This is a genomic window from Novosphingobium sp. Sphag1I (assembly GCF_056279125.1).
In genome coordinates this window covers 1-15019 of sequence record NZ_JBWBQS010000008.1, presented here as the reverse complement: position 1 = coordinate 15019, position 15019 = coordinate 1, and the positions used below count along the sequence as shown (strand labels likewise).

14 protein-coding genes are annotated in these 15019 nt (G+C 60.3%); 5 read left to right on the top strand and 9 right to left on the bottom strand.

Annotated elements, in window-relative coordinates:
* Positions 1–40 precede the first annotated feature (40 nt).
* The 3 genes from carA (at position 41) to greA (ending at position 5127) form a co-directional block, all read left to right on the top strand.
* Entirely contained in the window at positions 41–1219 is a 1179-nt protein-coding gene (carA, locus tag ACZ9HU_RS10660) for a glutamine-hydrolyzing carbamoyl-phosphate synthase small subunit (RefSeq protein ID WP_476104814.1), read from the top strand.
* On the top strand, positions 1219–4533 hold the full coding sequence (carB, locus tag ACZ9HU_RS10655; RefSeq protein ID WP_476104813.1) for a carbamoyl-phosphate synthase large subunit: 3315 nt from the start codon (positions 1219–1221) through the stop codon (positions 4531–4533). The genes carA and carB overlap by 1 nt, the downstream gene beginning before the upstream one ends.
* Positions 4534–4650: 117 nt before the next feature.
* A complete protein-coding gene (gene greA / locus ACZ9HU_RS10650; protein ID WP_476104811.1) occupies positions 4651–5127 on the top strand; it encodes a transcription elongation factor GreA in 477 nt (158 codons plus the stop codon).
* 122 nt (positions 5128–5249) lie between these two features.
* Here the strand turns inward: greA and ACZ9HU_RS10645 are convergent, their stop codons facing one another.
* From ACZ9HU_RS10645 to ACZ9HU_RS10630, 4 genes are all read right to left on the bottom strand, one after another.
* Positions 5250–5471: a DUF4170 domain-containing protein gene (locus ACZ9HU_RS10645; protein ID WP_476104810.1), complete on the bottom strand. Its 222-nt coding sequence runs from the start codon at positions 5469–5471 to the stop codon at positions 5250–5252.
* 118 nt (positions 5472–5589) lie between these two features.
* The gene (locus tag ACZ9HU_RS10640) at positions 5590–5964 is read right to left on the bottom strand and encodes a hypothetical protein (protein ID WP_476104809.1); all 375 of its coding nucleotides are present in this window, start codon (positions 5962–5964) and stop codon (positions 5590–5592) included.
* Positions 5961–6335 carry a phage holin family protein gene (locus ACZ9HU_RS10635; protein WP_476104808.1) on the bottom strand — a complete coding sequence of 125 codons (375 nt, stop codon included), beginning with the start codon at positions 6333–6335 and terminating at the stop codon, positions 5961–5963. The genes ACZ9HU_RS10640 and ACZ9HU_RS10635 overlap by 4 nt, the downstream gene beginning before the upstream one ends.
* 75 nt (positions 6336–6410) lie before the next feature.
* Positions 6411–6962, bottom strand: coding sequence for a hypothetical protein (locus ACZ9HU_RS10630; protein WP_476104807.1), 552 nt, complete (start codon positions 6960–6962; stop codon positions 6411–6413).
* A 170-nt stretch (positions 6963–7132) separates the two neighbouring features.
* Here ACZ9HU_RS10630 and eno point away from each other — a divergent pair, with 170 nt between their 5' ends.
* Entirely contained in the window at positions 7133–8419 is a 1287-nt protein-coding gene (gene eno / locus ACZ9HU_RS10625) for a phosphopyruvate hydratase (protein WP_476104806.1), read from the top strand.
* Positions 8420–8488: 69 nt separating this feature from the next.
* On the opposite strand, the gene ACZ9HU_RS10620 is transcribed toward eno, so the two are convergent.
* Entirely contained in the window at positions 8489–9019 is a 531-nt protein-coding gene (locus ACZ9HU_RS10620) for a MarR family transcriptional regulator (protein ID WP_476104805.1), read from the bottom strand.
* A 101-nt stretch (positions 9020–9120) separates the two neighbouring features.
* Complete coding sequence (locus ACZ9HU_RS10615; protein ID WP_476104804.1) at positions 9121–9285, bottom strand: hypothetical protein; 165 nt, start codon at positions 9283–9285, stop codon at positions 9121–9123.
* A 328-nt stretch (positions 9286–9613) separates the two neighbouring features.
* Here ACZ9HU_RS10615 and ACZ9HU_RS10610 point away from each other — a divergent pair, with 328 nt between their 5' ends.
* Entirely contained in the window at positions 9614–11698 is a 2085-nt protein-coding gene (locus ACZ9HU_RS10610; RefSeq protein WP_476104803.1) for a M13 family metallopeptidase, read from the top strand.
* A 60-nt stretch (positions 11699–11758) separates the two neighbouring features.
* Here ACZ9HU_RS10610 and ribH read toward each other — a convergent pair whose 3' ends face one another.
* From ribH to ACZ9HU_RS10595, 3 genes are read right to left on the bottom strand one after another with little or no spacing between them, the layout of a single operon-like run.
* The gene (gene ribH, locus ACZ9HU_RS10605; protein ID WP_273618739.1) at positions 11759–12181 is read right to left on the bottom strand and encodes a 6,7-dimethyl-8-ribityllumazine synthase; all 423 of its coding nucleotides are present in this window, start codon (positions 12179–12181) and stop codon (positions 11759–11761) included.
* Positions 12182–12198: 17 nt separating this feature from the next.
* Positions 12199–13482, bottom strand: a complete 1284-nt coding sequence (gene ribB / locus ACZ9HU_RS10600; protein ID WP_476104802.1) for a 3,4-dihydroxy-2-butanone-4-phosphate synthase — start codon at positions 13480–13482, stop codon at positions 12199–12201.
* Between the two features lie 59 nt (positions 13483–13541).
* Positions 13542–14549, bottom strand: coding sequence for an acyltransferase family protein (locus ACZ9HU_RS10595; RefSeq protein ID WP_476104800.1), 1008 nt, complete (start codon positions 14547–14549; stop codon positions 13542–13544).
* Between the last annotated feature and the right edge of the window lie 470 nt (positions 14550–15019).

Genomic DNA, 15019 nt, shown 5'->3' with positions numbered 1-15019 from the left:
CTTAGCACCCATTGTTATAACCTTCTCACGGAGCGCCCCCATGGCAGACCCCGCCCCTTCGCTTGCGCCTAAATCAGCTGGCGCCCCAGCTGGCGCCACTGCCGTTCTGGTTCTGGCTGATGGTTATGTCGCCTGGGGCCGAGGCTTCGGCGCCCAGGGCAGCGCAGTTGGTGAAGTGTGCTTCAACACTTCGATCACCGGCTATCAGGAAATCATGACCGACCCCAGCTATGCGGGCCAGATCGTGACTTTCACGTTCCCCCACATCGGCAATGTCGGCGTGAACCATGAAGACAATGAAGCCGCCGTTGATGGCGCCGTTGGCTGCATCGTGCGCGAAGATGTGACCGATCCTTCGAACTTCCGTTCCGAAGGCCGCTTTGACGCATGGATGAAGGCCAAGGGCAAGATCGGCATCGCCGGTCTCGACACGCGCGCCCTGACGCGCCGCATTCGCCTGTCGGGCGCGCCCAATGCGGTCATCGCCTATAACGAAGCGGGCGAATTCGACCTTCCCGCGCTGCTGGCCAAGGCGCAGCAGTGGCCGGGCCTTGAAGGCATGGATCTGGCCAAGATCGTGTCGCGCAAGGAACAGGAAAGCTGGGAAGGTTCTGTCTGGCATCTGGGCAAGGGCTATGGTCGTTCGCCCCACGATCCGCGCCCGCATGTTGTGGCGATGGATTTCGGCGCCAAGGACAATATTTTCCGCAACCTTGTGGCCGCTGGCGCCTCGGTGACGGTGGTTCCGGCGGAAACTCCGCTGGAGGTTATCCTTGGTTTGAACCCCGATGGCGTGTTCCTGTCGAACGGCCCCGGCGACCCGGCGGCCACCGGCGCCTATGCCGTGCCGGTCATTCAGGCGCTGCTGGAACGCAACATCCCGATCTTCGGCATCTGCCTTGGTCACCAGATGCTGGCGCTGGCCGCCGGTGCGCGCACGATCAAGATGCATCAGGGCCATCGCGGCGCGAACCATCCGGTCAAGCGCACGGCCGAAGGCGTGGTGGAAATTACGTCGATGAACCACGGCTTTGCGGTGGACGCGGTAACGCTGCCCGCCGGCGTGGTCGAAACCCACAAGTCGCTGTTCGACGGTTCGAATTGCGGTATCGAGATCACCGGCAAGAAAGCCTTCTCGGTGCAGTATCACCCCGAAGCCTCGCCGGGGCCGATGGACAGCCTTTATCTTTTCACGAAATTCATTGAGAGCCTCGCCTGATGCCTAAGCGGACAGACATCTCCTCGATCCTCGTCATTGGCGCGGGGCCCATCATCATCGGTCAGGCTTGCGAGTTTGACTATTCCGGCACGCAGGCCATCAAGGCGCTGAAGGAAGAGGGTTACCGGGTCATTCTGGTCAACTCGAACCCGGCGACGATCATGACCGACCCGGAAATGGCCGACGCGACCTATATTGAGCCGATCACCCCGGCCATGGTCGCCAAGATCATCGAGAAGGAGCGCCCCGATGCGGTGCTGCCCACGATGGGTGGCCAGACCGCTTTGAACACCGCGCTGGCGCTGTTTGAGGACGGTACGCTGGAAAAGTACGGCGTCCAGATGATCGGCGCCGACGCCGACGCCATCGATAAGGCCGAAGATCGCCAGCGTTTCCGCGAAGCGATGGACAAGATCGGTTTGGAATCGGCCCGTTCGGGCGTCGCCCATACGGTCGAGGAAGCCTTTGCCGTGCTGGAACGCACCGGCCTGCCTTCGATCATCCGTCCCTCCTTTACGCTGGGCGGCACGGGCGGCGGCATTGCTTATAACAAGGCCGAGTTCGAAAAGATCGTGAAGAGCGGTCTGGAAGCCAGCCCCACCACCGAAGTGCTGATCGAAGAATCGCTCCTCGGCTGGAAGGAGTATGAGATGGAGGTCGTTCGTGACAAGAACGACAACTCGATCATCATCTGCTCGATCGAAAATATCGACCCGATGGGCGTGCATACGGGCGACTCGATCACGGTCGCGCCCGCGCTGACGCTGACGGACAAAGAATATCAGATCATGCGTACCGCGTCCTTGAACGTGCTGCGCGAGATCGGCGTGGAAACGGGCGGTTCGAACGTTCAGTTTGCGGTCAACCCCAAGGATGGCCGTCTGATCGTGATCGAAATGAACCCGCGCGTGTCGCGTTCCTCGGCGCTGGCATCGAAGGCCACCGGCTTCCCCATCGCGCGCGTCGCAGCCAAGCTGGCCGTGGGCTATACGCTGGACGAGCTGACCAACGAGATCACGGGTGCCACGCCCGCCTCGTTCGAACCGTCGATCGACTATGTCGTCACCAAGATCCCGCGCTTTGCCTTTGAAAAGTTCAAGGGTTCCGAGCCGCTGCTCTCCACCGCGATGAAGTCGGTGGGCGAGGTGATGGCCATTGGCCGCAACATCAAGGAATCGATGCAGAAGGCGCTGCGTGGGCTGGAAACGGGCCTCGACGGTTTCAATCGCGTCGATGAACTGGTGGGCGCAAGCCGTGACGAGATCACCGCCGCCCTCTCGCGCGCCACGCCCGACCGCCTGCTGGTGGTGGCGCAGGCCTTCCGCGAGGGCTTCACCGCCGCCGACATCAACCGGATCACGCATTACGATCCGTGGTTCCTGGCCCATATCGAGGAAATCATCGCGGCCGAGGCCGAGGTGGAAGCCAACGGCCTGCCCAATGATGCCGAAGGTCTGCGCCGTCTGAAGGCGATGGGCTTCTCGGACAAGCGTTTGGCCAAGCTGGCGGTCAAGTCCGCCTCGCTGGCGGGCAGCCCCAACATGGCGCGTTCCGGCCTGTTGCATGACGTGGTCGAAGCCATGGTCGGCGCGACGAGCGAGGCCGAAGTGCGCGCTCTGCGTCACCGTCTGGGCGTGCGTCCGGTGTTTAAGCGCATTGACAGCTGCGCGGCCGAGTTCGAGGCGATCACGCCCTACATGTACTCGACCTATGAAGCGCCGATGTTTGGCGAGGCAGAGAACGAAGCCGATCCCAGCGACCGCAAGAAAATCGTGATCCTTGGCGGCGGTCCGAACCGTATCGGTCAGGGCATCGAGTTCGACTATTGCTGCTGCCATGCCTGCTTCGCGCTGGAAGAGGTGGGCTATGAAACCATCATGGTCAACTGCAACCCGGAAACGGTGTCGACCGACTATGACACTTCGGACCGGCTGTATTTCGAGCCGCTGACGGCCGAAGACGTGCTGGAAATCCTGACGGTGGAACAGTCGAAGGGCGAACTGGTCGGCGTGATTGTGCAGTTTGGCGGGCAGACCCCGCTGAAGCTGGCGCAGGCGCTGGAAGATGCCGGTATCCCCATTCTGGGCACCAGCCCGGATGCCATCGACCTTGCCGAAGATCGCGAGCGTTTCGCCGCTCTGGTTGAACAGCTTGGTCTGAAGCAGCCCGCCAACGGCATCGCTCGGAGCCGTGACGAAGCTGTGGCCGTTGCCAACCGTATCGGTTATCCGGTGCTGATGCGTCCCAGCTACGTTCTGGGCGGTCGCGCCATGGAAATCGTCGACAGCGTGGCCCAGTTGGATGACTATATCGCCACCGCAGTTCAGGTGTCGGGCGATTCGCCGGTGCTGATCGATCAGTATCTGCGCGATGCGATCGAATGCGACGTTGATGCGCTGTGCGATGGCGAAAAGGTCGTCGTGGCGGGCGTGATGCAGCATATCGAAGAGGCCGGTATCCACTCGGGCGACAGCGCTTGCACTCTGCCGCCCTACAGCCTTTCGGCCGACATCATCGCCGAGATGGAGCGTCAGGCCGAAGCTCTGGCGCTGGCGCTGGGCGTCAAGGGGTTGATGAACATCCAGTTCGCGGTCAAGGATGGCGAAGTTTACCTCATCGAGGTCAACCCGCGCGCCTCGCGCACGGTGCCTTTTGTGGCCAAAGCCATCGGTCAGCCGGTGGCCAAGATTGCCGCCCGCGTGATGGCGGGTGAAAAGCTGGACACGTTCCCGCCGTTCCGCCGCGATCTGCCCTATATGGCGGTCAAGGAAGCGGTGTTCCCGTTTGCCCGTTTCCCCGGCGTTGACCCTGTGCTTTCCCCCGAAATGAAGTCCACCGGCGAGGTCATGGGCCTCGACAAGGATTTCGCCACGGCCTTTGCCAAGAGCCAGTTGGGCGCGGGCGTCAAGCTGCCGCAGGAAGGGCTGGTGTTCATCTCGGTCAAGGATACCGACAAGCCGGTCGTCCTGCCTGCCGCGCGCAAGCTGGTCGAACTGGGCTTTACGCTGGTCGCCACGGGCGGCACGCAGAAGTATCTGGCGCAGGCCGGTGTGCCGGTTGAATTGATCAACAAGGTGGCCGAAGGTCGCCCGCATATCGTTGATCGCATTATCGATGGCGGCGTGGCTTTGGTGTTCAACACCACCGAGGGCTGGCAGAGCCTGAAGGATTCGCAGAGCATCCGTCAGGCAGCCCTTGGCAACAAGGTTCCCTACTTCACCACCGCCGCGGGCAGCGTCGCGGCTGTGGAAGCGATTGGTGCGATGCGCTCGGCCAGTCTTGAAGTGTGCCCGTTGCAAGCCTATTATAGCTGACCGACCACGTCCTTTCCGCAAAAGTTGGAAGGCATCACCTGCGTATTTTCTTTAAAATACGGGGCGGTGCCTCCGACTGTCCCGGCGGAGGGGAGGGGCATGAAGGAAGTTTCACGGATGGCAAGTGTTGAAAAGTTGCCGATGCTGGCGATTGGCTATGAAAAGCTGACGTCCGAGCTGAAGGCGCTGCGGGAAGAACGTCCCAAGATCGTTGATGCGATTGAGGAAGCGCGCGCGCATGGCGACCTTTCCGAAAACGCGGAATATCACGCGGCCAAGGAACGCCAGGGGCAGGTTGAAGCCACAATCGCCGATCTTGAAGACAAGATCAGCCGCGCCCAGATCATCGACCCGACCACATTGTCGGGTGACAAGATCATCTTTGGCGCGACGGTGACGTTGCTGGACGATGATGACAAGCCGGTGCGCTATCAGATCGTCGGCCCGTATGAGGCGGACGCCAAACTGGGCCGGATCAGCTATGTTTCGCCGCTGGGCCGTGCGTTGATCGGCAAGAAGGTCGAAGACGAGATCGAAGTGCGCGTGCCGGCGGGTGAGCGTTTCTATGTCGTCGAAAAGATCGAATTCATCTGATCGGCGCGGTCAGGCTACGGCCTGATGGCACATGAAAAAGGCCCCGCCGGTCGGTGGGGCCTTTTCTGTATGTATCGCGCATGCCGAAGGCATGATGGCGCCGGGCGGTACCCGGCACGCGATCAATGCTCGTGGCCGGGTTCCAGCAGCTTGTGCAGATGGACGACCACATACTTCATCTCGGCATCGTCGACGCTGCGCTGTGCGGCGCTGCGCCATGCATCCACGGCCGAAGCGTAGTCAGGAAACACGCCAACATAATCGAGCGCGTTGAGATCCACGAAATCGAGGCCCTGCGGATCGCGCACACGACCGCCGATGACGAGGTGGAGAAGTTGGGACATGATGGCTTGCTTCCAGAAATTGGAGGATTGAGCCTTTGCCATAGCATTGCGCCAAGCCGATCAGCAAGCACCACCAAGGTTGAAATCAAGCATATTCTGATTGCATTTAGCGCAAGTTTTATACCTGTCCGCTCTTGCCGCGCAGGCGGGTCTTGGCTTTTCCCAGACTGCCTTTGACCAGATCCTGCATCTTGGCCCATGCGGGTTTTGCCTTGGGGGCCAATTCGACGGCCTTGGCAAAAACCTGTTTGCGAGCCATCCAGAGCATCAATGCGGTCAAGGTTCCGGCCAGAACGCCCCGTTCATCGGCGGCGATCTCCATGGCCTGTGACAGGGCTTTGCGGCCTTGTACCTGAACATCACGGGTGATCCGGCGGCTCAATTCGCCCGGCTTGGCCAGATCGCGGATGCGCCCGCTATGTTCGAGGAATTCCGCACGCGCCGCATCACGGGCCGCGCGCAATTGCGCCAGCTTTTCCTCAGCCGCGCTCATGCATCAGGCTCCGAGGGTGAAAAAAGGGCGGCAAATTTGCCCACGGCACGTTTGGCGCGAAGGGCGCTCCATATCGTGATGATCAACAGCAAAGCGACCATGATGCCCGTGGCGGCCCAAGGGCCCAGCCATGCCGCAAGGCCCAGCAATCCCCCCACAATCAGCGCCATCAACACAAAAAACAACAGAGCCAGCGCCAAAGCCACAAGGCCCGCAATCCGCATGACCAGCTTTGCCGCCAGAGCCGCACGGGCCTTTTGATAGGCGATTTCGCTGTCAAACGCGGCGCGGGTCGATGTGAACAGGCCATAGAAATCCTGCTCCAGACTGGGCTCTTCCGCTTCGTTCAGATCTTGCCGATGCTTGGGCATCAGGCCCCCTATCATTGCGGCAAAAGGCGCCGGAGGCCCAAACCCCCGGCGCCTTAAAACCGATCGCCTTGCGGCTTATTCTGCTACTTCATCGCTTTTGCTGCTGCCCAAAAGCTTGGTCAACGCAAATCCCACCGCGATCAGCGCGCCAGCGGCGATCACAGGGTTCTTTTTCACGAACTCGGTCGCTTCCTTGCCCAATTCCTCAAGATCCTTCGATTCCAGCTTGGCGCCGGTTTCCTGAAGGGCGCGGGCAGCGCTGCGGGCATAATCGCCAAACTTTTCGCCCAGCTTGTCGTCTACAAGTCCGGCATTGTCGGCAACCACCTTGCCCAGCGAGGTGATGGCATCGCTCGCCTTCACCTTGCCATCGGCGGCAAGACCCAGCGCGCGTTCCTTGGCCTGTTCGCCAATTGCCTTGGCTTCGGCCAGCAATTCGCCGCTCGAAAGCTTTTCGGTATAGGGCGCGGCCTTTTCCTGAAGATCCTTGCCCAGCGCGATGGCGCTGGTGCGGGCCTCGTCAATCGCCTTGCTGAACTTCGCCTTCACGCCATCTGCCGCCTCGACGGCATTGGCGACGGCCGTTTGCGCGGCGTCGGCAACAATAACGTTGGTTTCATCGGCCATGGCTAATCATCCTTTCATGGGCTGGGGCAAAAGAATCGCGTGATGAATTCGCATCGATTTTTTCGCCACTCTCTTATCATGCTGCAATGCGCCTTGCCTGCCAAGGTTCCGCTGCTAAGGGATTTGGCCTGAGGGCACTTGAAAACTGTCCGAGAGGAGATGAACACGCCATGACCGCGATTATCGACATCCACGCTCGCGAAATTCTGGACAGCCGTGGCAATCCCACGGTCGAAGTCGATGTGCTGCTTGAAGACGGCAGCTTTGGCCGCGCCGCTGTGCCTTCGGGCGCCAGCACCGGCGCGCATGAGGCGGTTGAACTGCGTGACGGCGACAAGAGCCGCTATCTGGGCAAGGGCGTCACCAAGGCTGTTGAAGCGGTGAACACCGAGATTCAGGAAGCTCTGATCGGTCTTGATGCCGAAGACCAGCGCGACATCGACCTTGCCATGATCGAACTGGACGGCACGCCCAACAAGGGCCGCATCGGCGCCAACGCCATTCTGGGCGTTTCGCTGGCCACGGCCAAGGCCGCGGCGGACGCGCGTGGCCTGCCGCTTTATTCCTATGTTGGCGGCGTTTCGGCCCATGTCCTGCCCGTGCCGATGATGAACATCATCAACGGCGGCGAACATGCCGACAACCCGATCGATTTCCAGGAATTCATGATCATGCCCGTGGGCGCTGACTCGATTGCCGAGGCGGTGCGTTGGGGTGCGGAAATTTTCCACACGCTGAAAAAGGGCCTGCACGAAAAGGGTCTGGCCACGGCCGTTGGTGACGAAGGCGGTTTTGCCCCCAACATTGCCAGCACGCGCGCTGCGCTCGATTTCGTGTCGACCTCGATCGAAAAGGCCGGCTTCAAGCTGGGCAGCGACATCCTGCTCGCGCTCGACTGCGCCTCGACCGAATTCTTCAAGAACGGCAAGTATGAGATTTCGGGCGAAGGCCTGTCGCTCTCGCCGGTCGAATTCGCTGAATATCTGGCCAAGCTGACCGCCGACTATCCGATCATCTCGATCGAAGACGGCATGAGCGAAGATGATTTCGAAGGCTGGGCCGCTCTCACCAAGCTGGTGGGCGACAAGGTGCAGTTGGTGGGTGACGACCTGTTCGTGACCAACCCGAAGCGCCTGTCGATGGGCATCGATCAGGGACTGGCCAACTCGCTGCTGGTCAAGGTTAACCAGATCGGCACGCTGACCGAAACGCTCGAAGCCGTCTCGATGGCCCAGCGCGCCGGCTACACCGCCGTGATGAGCCACCGTTCGGGTGAAACCGAGGACAGCACGATTGCCGACCTCGCCGTTGCCACCAATTGCGGTCAGATCAAGACCGGCTCGCTGGCCCGTTCGGATCGGTTGGCCAAGTACAACCAGCTGATCCGTATCGAAGAACAGCTTGGCGTTGCCGCGCTCTATGCCGGCAAGAGCGCCTTTGGTCGTCTGAAGTTCTGACGATCATATCCAACGAGGTTGGACCGGGGGCGGGGAGCATCATGCTCCCCGCCCTTTGTTTTTGGGTGTTCAGAGATTGGCGAAATAGTCGAGCATCATCGCCCGCGCCTTGGCGGTCAGGCGGACGAAGGAGCGACGCGCATCGTGATTGTCGTCCTCACGCTCCACCATGCCGCGAAGTTCCAGCACATTGAGCCAACGCAGCGCCGTCGTGCTGGGCACGCCGGACCCGATGCAGGCGCTGGTCACGGCGACGCGTTTGCCGCGTTCACCGGCCACGAACAGGTCGAGCAGGATGTCCCACGCCGGTTCGCCAAACAGCGTGTCATCGCCGAAGGCCTCGATCCGGCGTCGACGTTCGCGATAGAGCTGCTGTGCCTGCTCGGCCGGGTCCGATTTGGTTCTTTGCAAAAGCGCCGGAGAACCTCCATCCTCCATCGGAATAGCCGGTGGCGCTTTTTCCAATTCGACCGCCGCGTTGAGCAGCGATTGAGCCAAGGTCCGCAAGCGCTGGTTGATGGGCGCAGGCCCCTCTGCGTCTTTCCAGATCTGGTTTGCCGCACTAGCCAGAGCGGCAGGATTTCTGTCGGTCCAGTTCATCCCTCGCAATGTCCCCCATGTGGTAGCAGCAGAAATAGCTACTGGTGTCTGCGTAGTTTAGACCAAGGGGGGGAGTGGGGAATATTAGGGACAATACATAATCAGTCGTCTTTCGAGAGATTTCCCTCGGAAATGAAATAATCGCTCAAGGCATGAAGGCATGCATCAAGATGTGCAGCCGCAGTAAAGGCATTAATGTCATCGAGCCGATCAAGCGCGCTGCGAAGACATTGCATCAGCGAAAGGGGTTCGTTCAAACGTTCCATATGATCCCTGTTTTTGGTCATTCCAGATATAGGTTCATCGGCGTTGAATTGGGCTTTGAAGGCGAAAATCTTGTGCCGATAGTGTCTGTTTGCTTGAAACTGGAAAACGGTGAATTACGGGTATGCACTTATGTAGATGCAAGGATGCCTTAGTGTCTTGTGCAGATTCCCCAAATTTGGACTATTCAAAGCCGCTGATTGGCCTATCCCGATCGCCATGGCGGCCTTGCTGACACGGGTGTCATTTGTTTACCCTGCCCCAGGCGTTGGGCGTAGAGGCCGATGCCCGGAAAAAGTTGTGGCGCTATTGTATTGTAAGGATGGGATAATGCCAAAGATTGGAAATTACCGCCGCTCGCTGGCGCTTGGTCTTTGCCCGTTGGCGCTGTTGTTGCCGTTGGCGGGGCAGGCGGCCGGTGCGCCCAAATTGGCCTCAGCGGGGATAAATACCTCCGGAATGGATCGATCTGTCCGGCCCGGAGACGACTTTTATACCTTTGCAAATGGCGCTTGGGCCCGCGAAACAGAGATCCCGGCGGACCGGGCATCGGTCGGCGGCTTCTATATTGCCGATCAATCGACCGAAAAGCGAATCACTGCACTGGTCGCCGACGTCGTGGCGGGCCATCCGCAACCGGGCAGCACGGCCGCTTTGATCCATGATTATTACCGCGCCTATTTGAACACCGATGCCATCAATGCCGCGGGCATGGCGCCGGTTCAGGGCGACCTGTCACGCTTTGCTGCGGTTGCGAACAAGGGCGATCTTTCGCGCGTTTTGGGTGAGCAGATTCGGGCCGATGTTGACCCTCTGAACGCCACCGATTTCCAGACCGAGAACCTGTTTGGTCTGTTCATCACCCAATCGCTCAATGGCACGGCGGTGATGCCTTATGTGCTTCAGGGCGGTCTTGGCCTGCCGGAACGGGAATATTACCTTTCCTCGGATGCCAAGATGGCGGACATTCGCGCCAAATATCGCGCCTATATCGCCACCATCCTGACCGATGCCGGTCTGGCCGCTACGCCTGCCGACGCCGAGGCGCGTGCAGGGCGGATCTTCGATCTGGAATCCAAGATCGCGCAGGCCCATGAAAGCCGCGAACAGAGCGAGGACTTCCAGCACGCCAATGCCGAATGGACCCGCGCCGACTTTGCCAAAAAGGCCCCCGGTATTGATTGGGATACCTTCTTCACCGCTGCAGGCCTGCCGCATCAGAATCAATTTGCCGCTTTCCACGATCAGTCGATCCCGCGCATTGCCGCGCTGGTCGCCTCCGAACCGCTGGATGTGTGGAAGGATTGGCTGGCCTTTCATCAGGTCAACCAATATGCCTCGGTCCTGCCGACAAAGATCGATGATGATCGTTTCGCCTTCTATGGCGCCGTGCTTCAGGGCGTAAAGGTTCAGCGCAGCCGGGAGCGTCGCGCCATTGCCGCCCTGAATGGTGCGCTGGGCGATGCTTTGGGCAAGCTCTATGTCGAGAAATATTTCCCCGCCAGCGACAAGGCGCGTATTCAGGCCATGGTGTCGGGCATCAAGGACGCCTTCGCCGTCCGCATCGGCAAACTCGACTGGATGGCGCCCGCGACGAAAAAGGAAGCCATCGCCAAGGTTCGCGGCATTGTCGTGGGCGTGGGCTATCCTGACCATTGGAAGGATTATTCGGCGCTGAAGCTGGGCACTGACGCCTACGCCAATGCGAAGGCTGCTGGTCTCAATGACTATCGCCAGCAACTGGCCAAGATCGGCAAGCCGATGGACCGGGGCGAATGGTGGATGAATGCGCAACTGGTCAATGCCGTCAATCTGCCGGTGCAGAACGCGCTGAATTTCCCCGCCGCGATCCTGCAAAAGCCGTTCTATGATCCGGCGGCGGATGCGGCCTTCAACTATGGCGCGATCGGCGCGGTGATCGGGCATGAAATCAGCCATAGCTTTGACAACAATGGCGCGGCCTTCGATGCTTCGGGCCGGTTGCGCGACTGGTGGACGCCTGCGGACATGGCGCGTTTCAAACAGGCGGGCAAGGCATTGGCCGATCAGTTCAGCGCCTATGAACCCTATCCGGGCTTGCATGTGCAGGGTGAATTGACGCTGGGTGAAAATATTGCCGATGTGGCGGGGTTGGCGGCGGCTTTGGACGCCTATCACGCCTCGTTGAAAGGCAAGCCTGCGCCGGTGATCAATGGTATGACCGGCGATCAGCGCTTCTTCCTCGCCTTTGCGCAAAGTTGGGCGACCAAGGCGCGCGAAGCCGCCGCCCGCGCCCAGATTGCCACCGATGGCCATGCGCCGGGGCAGTATCGCGCGCTGACGGTCCGCAACGTCGATGACTGGTACAAGGCGTTCAATGTAAAACCGGGCGACAAGCTCTATCTGCCCCCGGCCAAGCGCGTGAAGGTCTGGTAAAAAGAAAGGGCGCGGATGGTATGACCACCGCGCCCTTTCCCTTGCATTGTCCTGCGGGTTTTACGCGCCAAACTTTTCCTTGAGCGCCAGCAGCGCGAGGGCCGCCTTGGCCGCTTCGCCGCCCTTGTCCTTCTGCTTGGGGTCGGCGCGGACAATGGCCTGCGCTTCGTTTTCGACCGTCAGGATGCCATTGCCGATGGCAATGCCATCCATGGTCAGCGCCATGATCCCGCGCGCGCTTTCGCCCGCCACGATTTCAAAGTGATAGGTTTCACCCCGGATCACCACGCCGATGGCCACATAGCCTTCGTACTCGCCCGATGCTTCGGCCAGCGAGATGGCGCCCGGAATCTCCAGCGCGCCCGGCACGGTCAGCACGTCGACCTTGTGCCCCGCCGCCTTCAACGCTGCCCGCGCGCCTTCGACCAGCATGTCGTTGAGGTGGTCATAAAAGCGGGCTTCGACAATCAGAAACTTGGCCATGAAAATGCGTCCTTAATTCAATCGATCCGGCGTTCTTCGGTGATGGTCAGCCCATAACCTTCCAGCGCGACAAGGGTGTGATGCGTGTTGGTCAGAAGCACCAGTTCGTGAACGCCAAGCTCTGCCAGAACCTGAGCGCCAACGCCATAGTCACGCAGCTCTTCAAGATGCTTGGTGTTGCCCGCCAAAGCCTGACGGCGCCATTCAAACGCCTTGGACACCTCGGGATGGGGGCGGTTGACAAAGACGATCACGCCCGCGCCTTCCTGACCGATGATTTCCATTGAACGATGCAACATCCCGGCACGCGGGCTGTCTTCCCACAACAGGTCGGCAAAGACCGATGTGCCGTGCATACGCACCAGCGTCGGCTTGGCCGGGTCGATGCGGCCTTTAAGCAGCACCAGACTTTCATCGCCTGTTGCCTTGTTGAAATAGGCCCGCGCCTGCCACTCGCCGCCATAGCGGCTCTTGAAGGTGGTTTCCGATTTCAGGCTGACCATGCGGTCATTCTTGCGGCGATAGGCGATCAGATCGCGGATCGTGCCGATCTTCATGCCATGCTGGCGGGCAAAGCCGATCAGATCCTCAAGGCGGGCCATCGTACCATCCTCGCGCATGATCTCGCAGATCACGCCCGAGGGGTTGAGGCCGGCCAGACGGGAAATATCGACCGCCGCTTCGGTATGGCCCGCACGCACCAGCACACCCCCGGCGCGCGCGCGCAGCGGGAAGACATGACCGGGGCTGACAATATCGGCCGAACCCTTGCTGCCGTCGATGGCCACCGAAACGGTGCGGGCGCGGTCGGCGGCGGAGATGCCGGTGGTGATGCCTTCCTTGGCCTCGATCGACACGGTAAAGGCGGTGCCCAGCGGGGTGCCGTTGCGGCGGCTCATCGGCTCCAGACCAAGCTGGTCCACGCGTTCATGCGAAAGGGCAAGGCAGACAAGGCCGCGCCCATGGGTGACCATGAAATTGATGGCGGCAGGCGTGGCCATCTGGGCCGGGATAATCAGATCGCCTTCGTTTTCGCGGTCTTCGTCATCGACAAGGATATACATGCGCCCATTGCGGGCTTCCTCGATGATTTCCTCGATGCTGACCAGCACCGGGGTCTCGTCGCTTTCGTCCAGGAAACGCTCAAGCTTGCCCAGCGTTTCGGCTGTGGGGTTCCATTCCGCTTCGTTGACATCGCGAAGGGTGTTGGCATGAAGACCGGCGGCACGGGCCAATCCGGCGCGGGTCATGCCTCCTTCGTTGACGAGGCGGCGAACGCGATCGATGATGTTCTGTGTCATGCGGCACAGGTAAACACACGGCAATGTGTTTTCAAGTGTCACATCACATCGGCGTCACATCATTTCTGTTTCTGCCGCCACGCGGATATGGGCGCGCTGATCAAGCCCAGCGCCACACCCGCCACCGCCGCCACACTCAACCCGATCCAGTAATTGCCGCCAAGCTGTCGAATGCCCTGAAGGATCGGCATTTGCAGGGCAAAGAGCGGAAAGGCGATCTGTCCTATCCAGCCCGCCGCGCGATGAAACCGATCCAGCCGCATTGCCCCCGCTATCATCAGCGGGCAGGCGAGCACGACAAAGCCGATATCGAACAGCCACCCCTGCGTCTTTGTCCACCAGACCAGCGGCAAGAGTGCAGGCATCAGCGGCACGGCCAGCCACCATGGCACCGGCACCGCTGGTTCGTCACCCCACCAGCGCGACAGGGCGATGCCCAGCGCATAGGCCGCCAGACAACGCAGGGCGCCCCAAAAGAAGTTGGTGGTCTTGGCCCCGATATCTAGCCCATGAAAATGCCATGACATCCAGCCATCCGCGATGAGCAGCGTCACCGTCAGCCCGATCAAGCCCCATCGCCGCAAACGCCACAGGCCCAGCACATGGGCGGCGTTGCAGGCCAATTCGCACGTGATCGTCCATGCCGGAATGTTCAGCGGAAAGACAAAGGTCCACCACCACACCGGCAACAGCGCCATATTGGGCACCGCCGCCAGCAGGAAATTGGGCAAATCCGCCGAACGCAACCACAGGCGCGGCATGCCGATCAACCCGCCCAGCGCCATCATCGGCCACAGCCGCCACAACCGCCTTTTCAGGAACCGCCAGGGCGATGTGCCATTGGCCAGACGCGGTTCCTGAACCCGCGCCATCAAAAAGCCGGAGAGCATCAGAAAGAAATCGACGCCCAGATAGCCCAGCCCAAACACCCTTTGCCCGCCAAACACCGCCCGCACATGCAGCAGCAGCACGCAACATGCCGCGACAAAACGCAGCAGTTCGAGGCCGGGCAGGCGTTTGATGGAAGAAAAGGGCATATAGGCCATGGCGCGGCCACTATCGACCATCGCGGCAAATGAAAAGTGTTCTGTCGGGAAAGGGTGGTGGACGCACTAGGGCTCGAACCTAGGACCCGCTAATTAAGCATTGTTTTTGATTTATAAGGAATATCCCTGTAAACCGAGCGCGCACTCGCCATCAGAAATTCAAACTGTCAAGGGAAAATGTAAACTAAAATTGAGGGCGTATTTTTCTCCTGCTCATTGACAGGTGCGCTTCTCCGCCTCCCGGCGCATCCGCCGTCAGCCATGGATCTGCCCCGGAGACATCGCCAGGCGCTTGGCCACGCCCACGATCGTGGCCTTGGGCTCGTCGCACATCAGCAGAACCGCTGCGCGCTCCTCATCCGAATACCGACGGCGGCGCTCTACCTCGGTGACGATTGGACTTGTAACGGATTTGTGCCGGTCACCTGAGCGTTTTATGCTCGCAACAGGAGACCGACGAGATGATGAAGCATAGTGAAGATTTTAAGCGA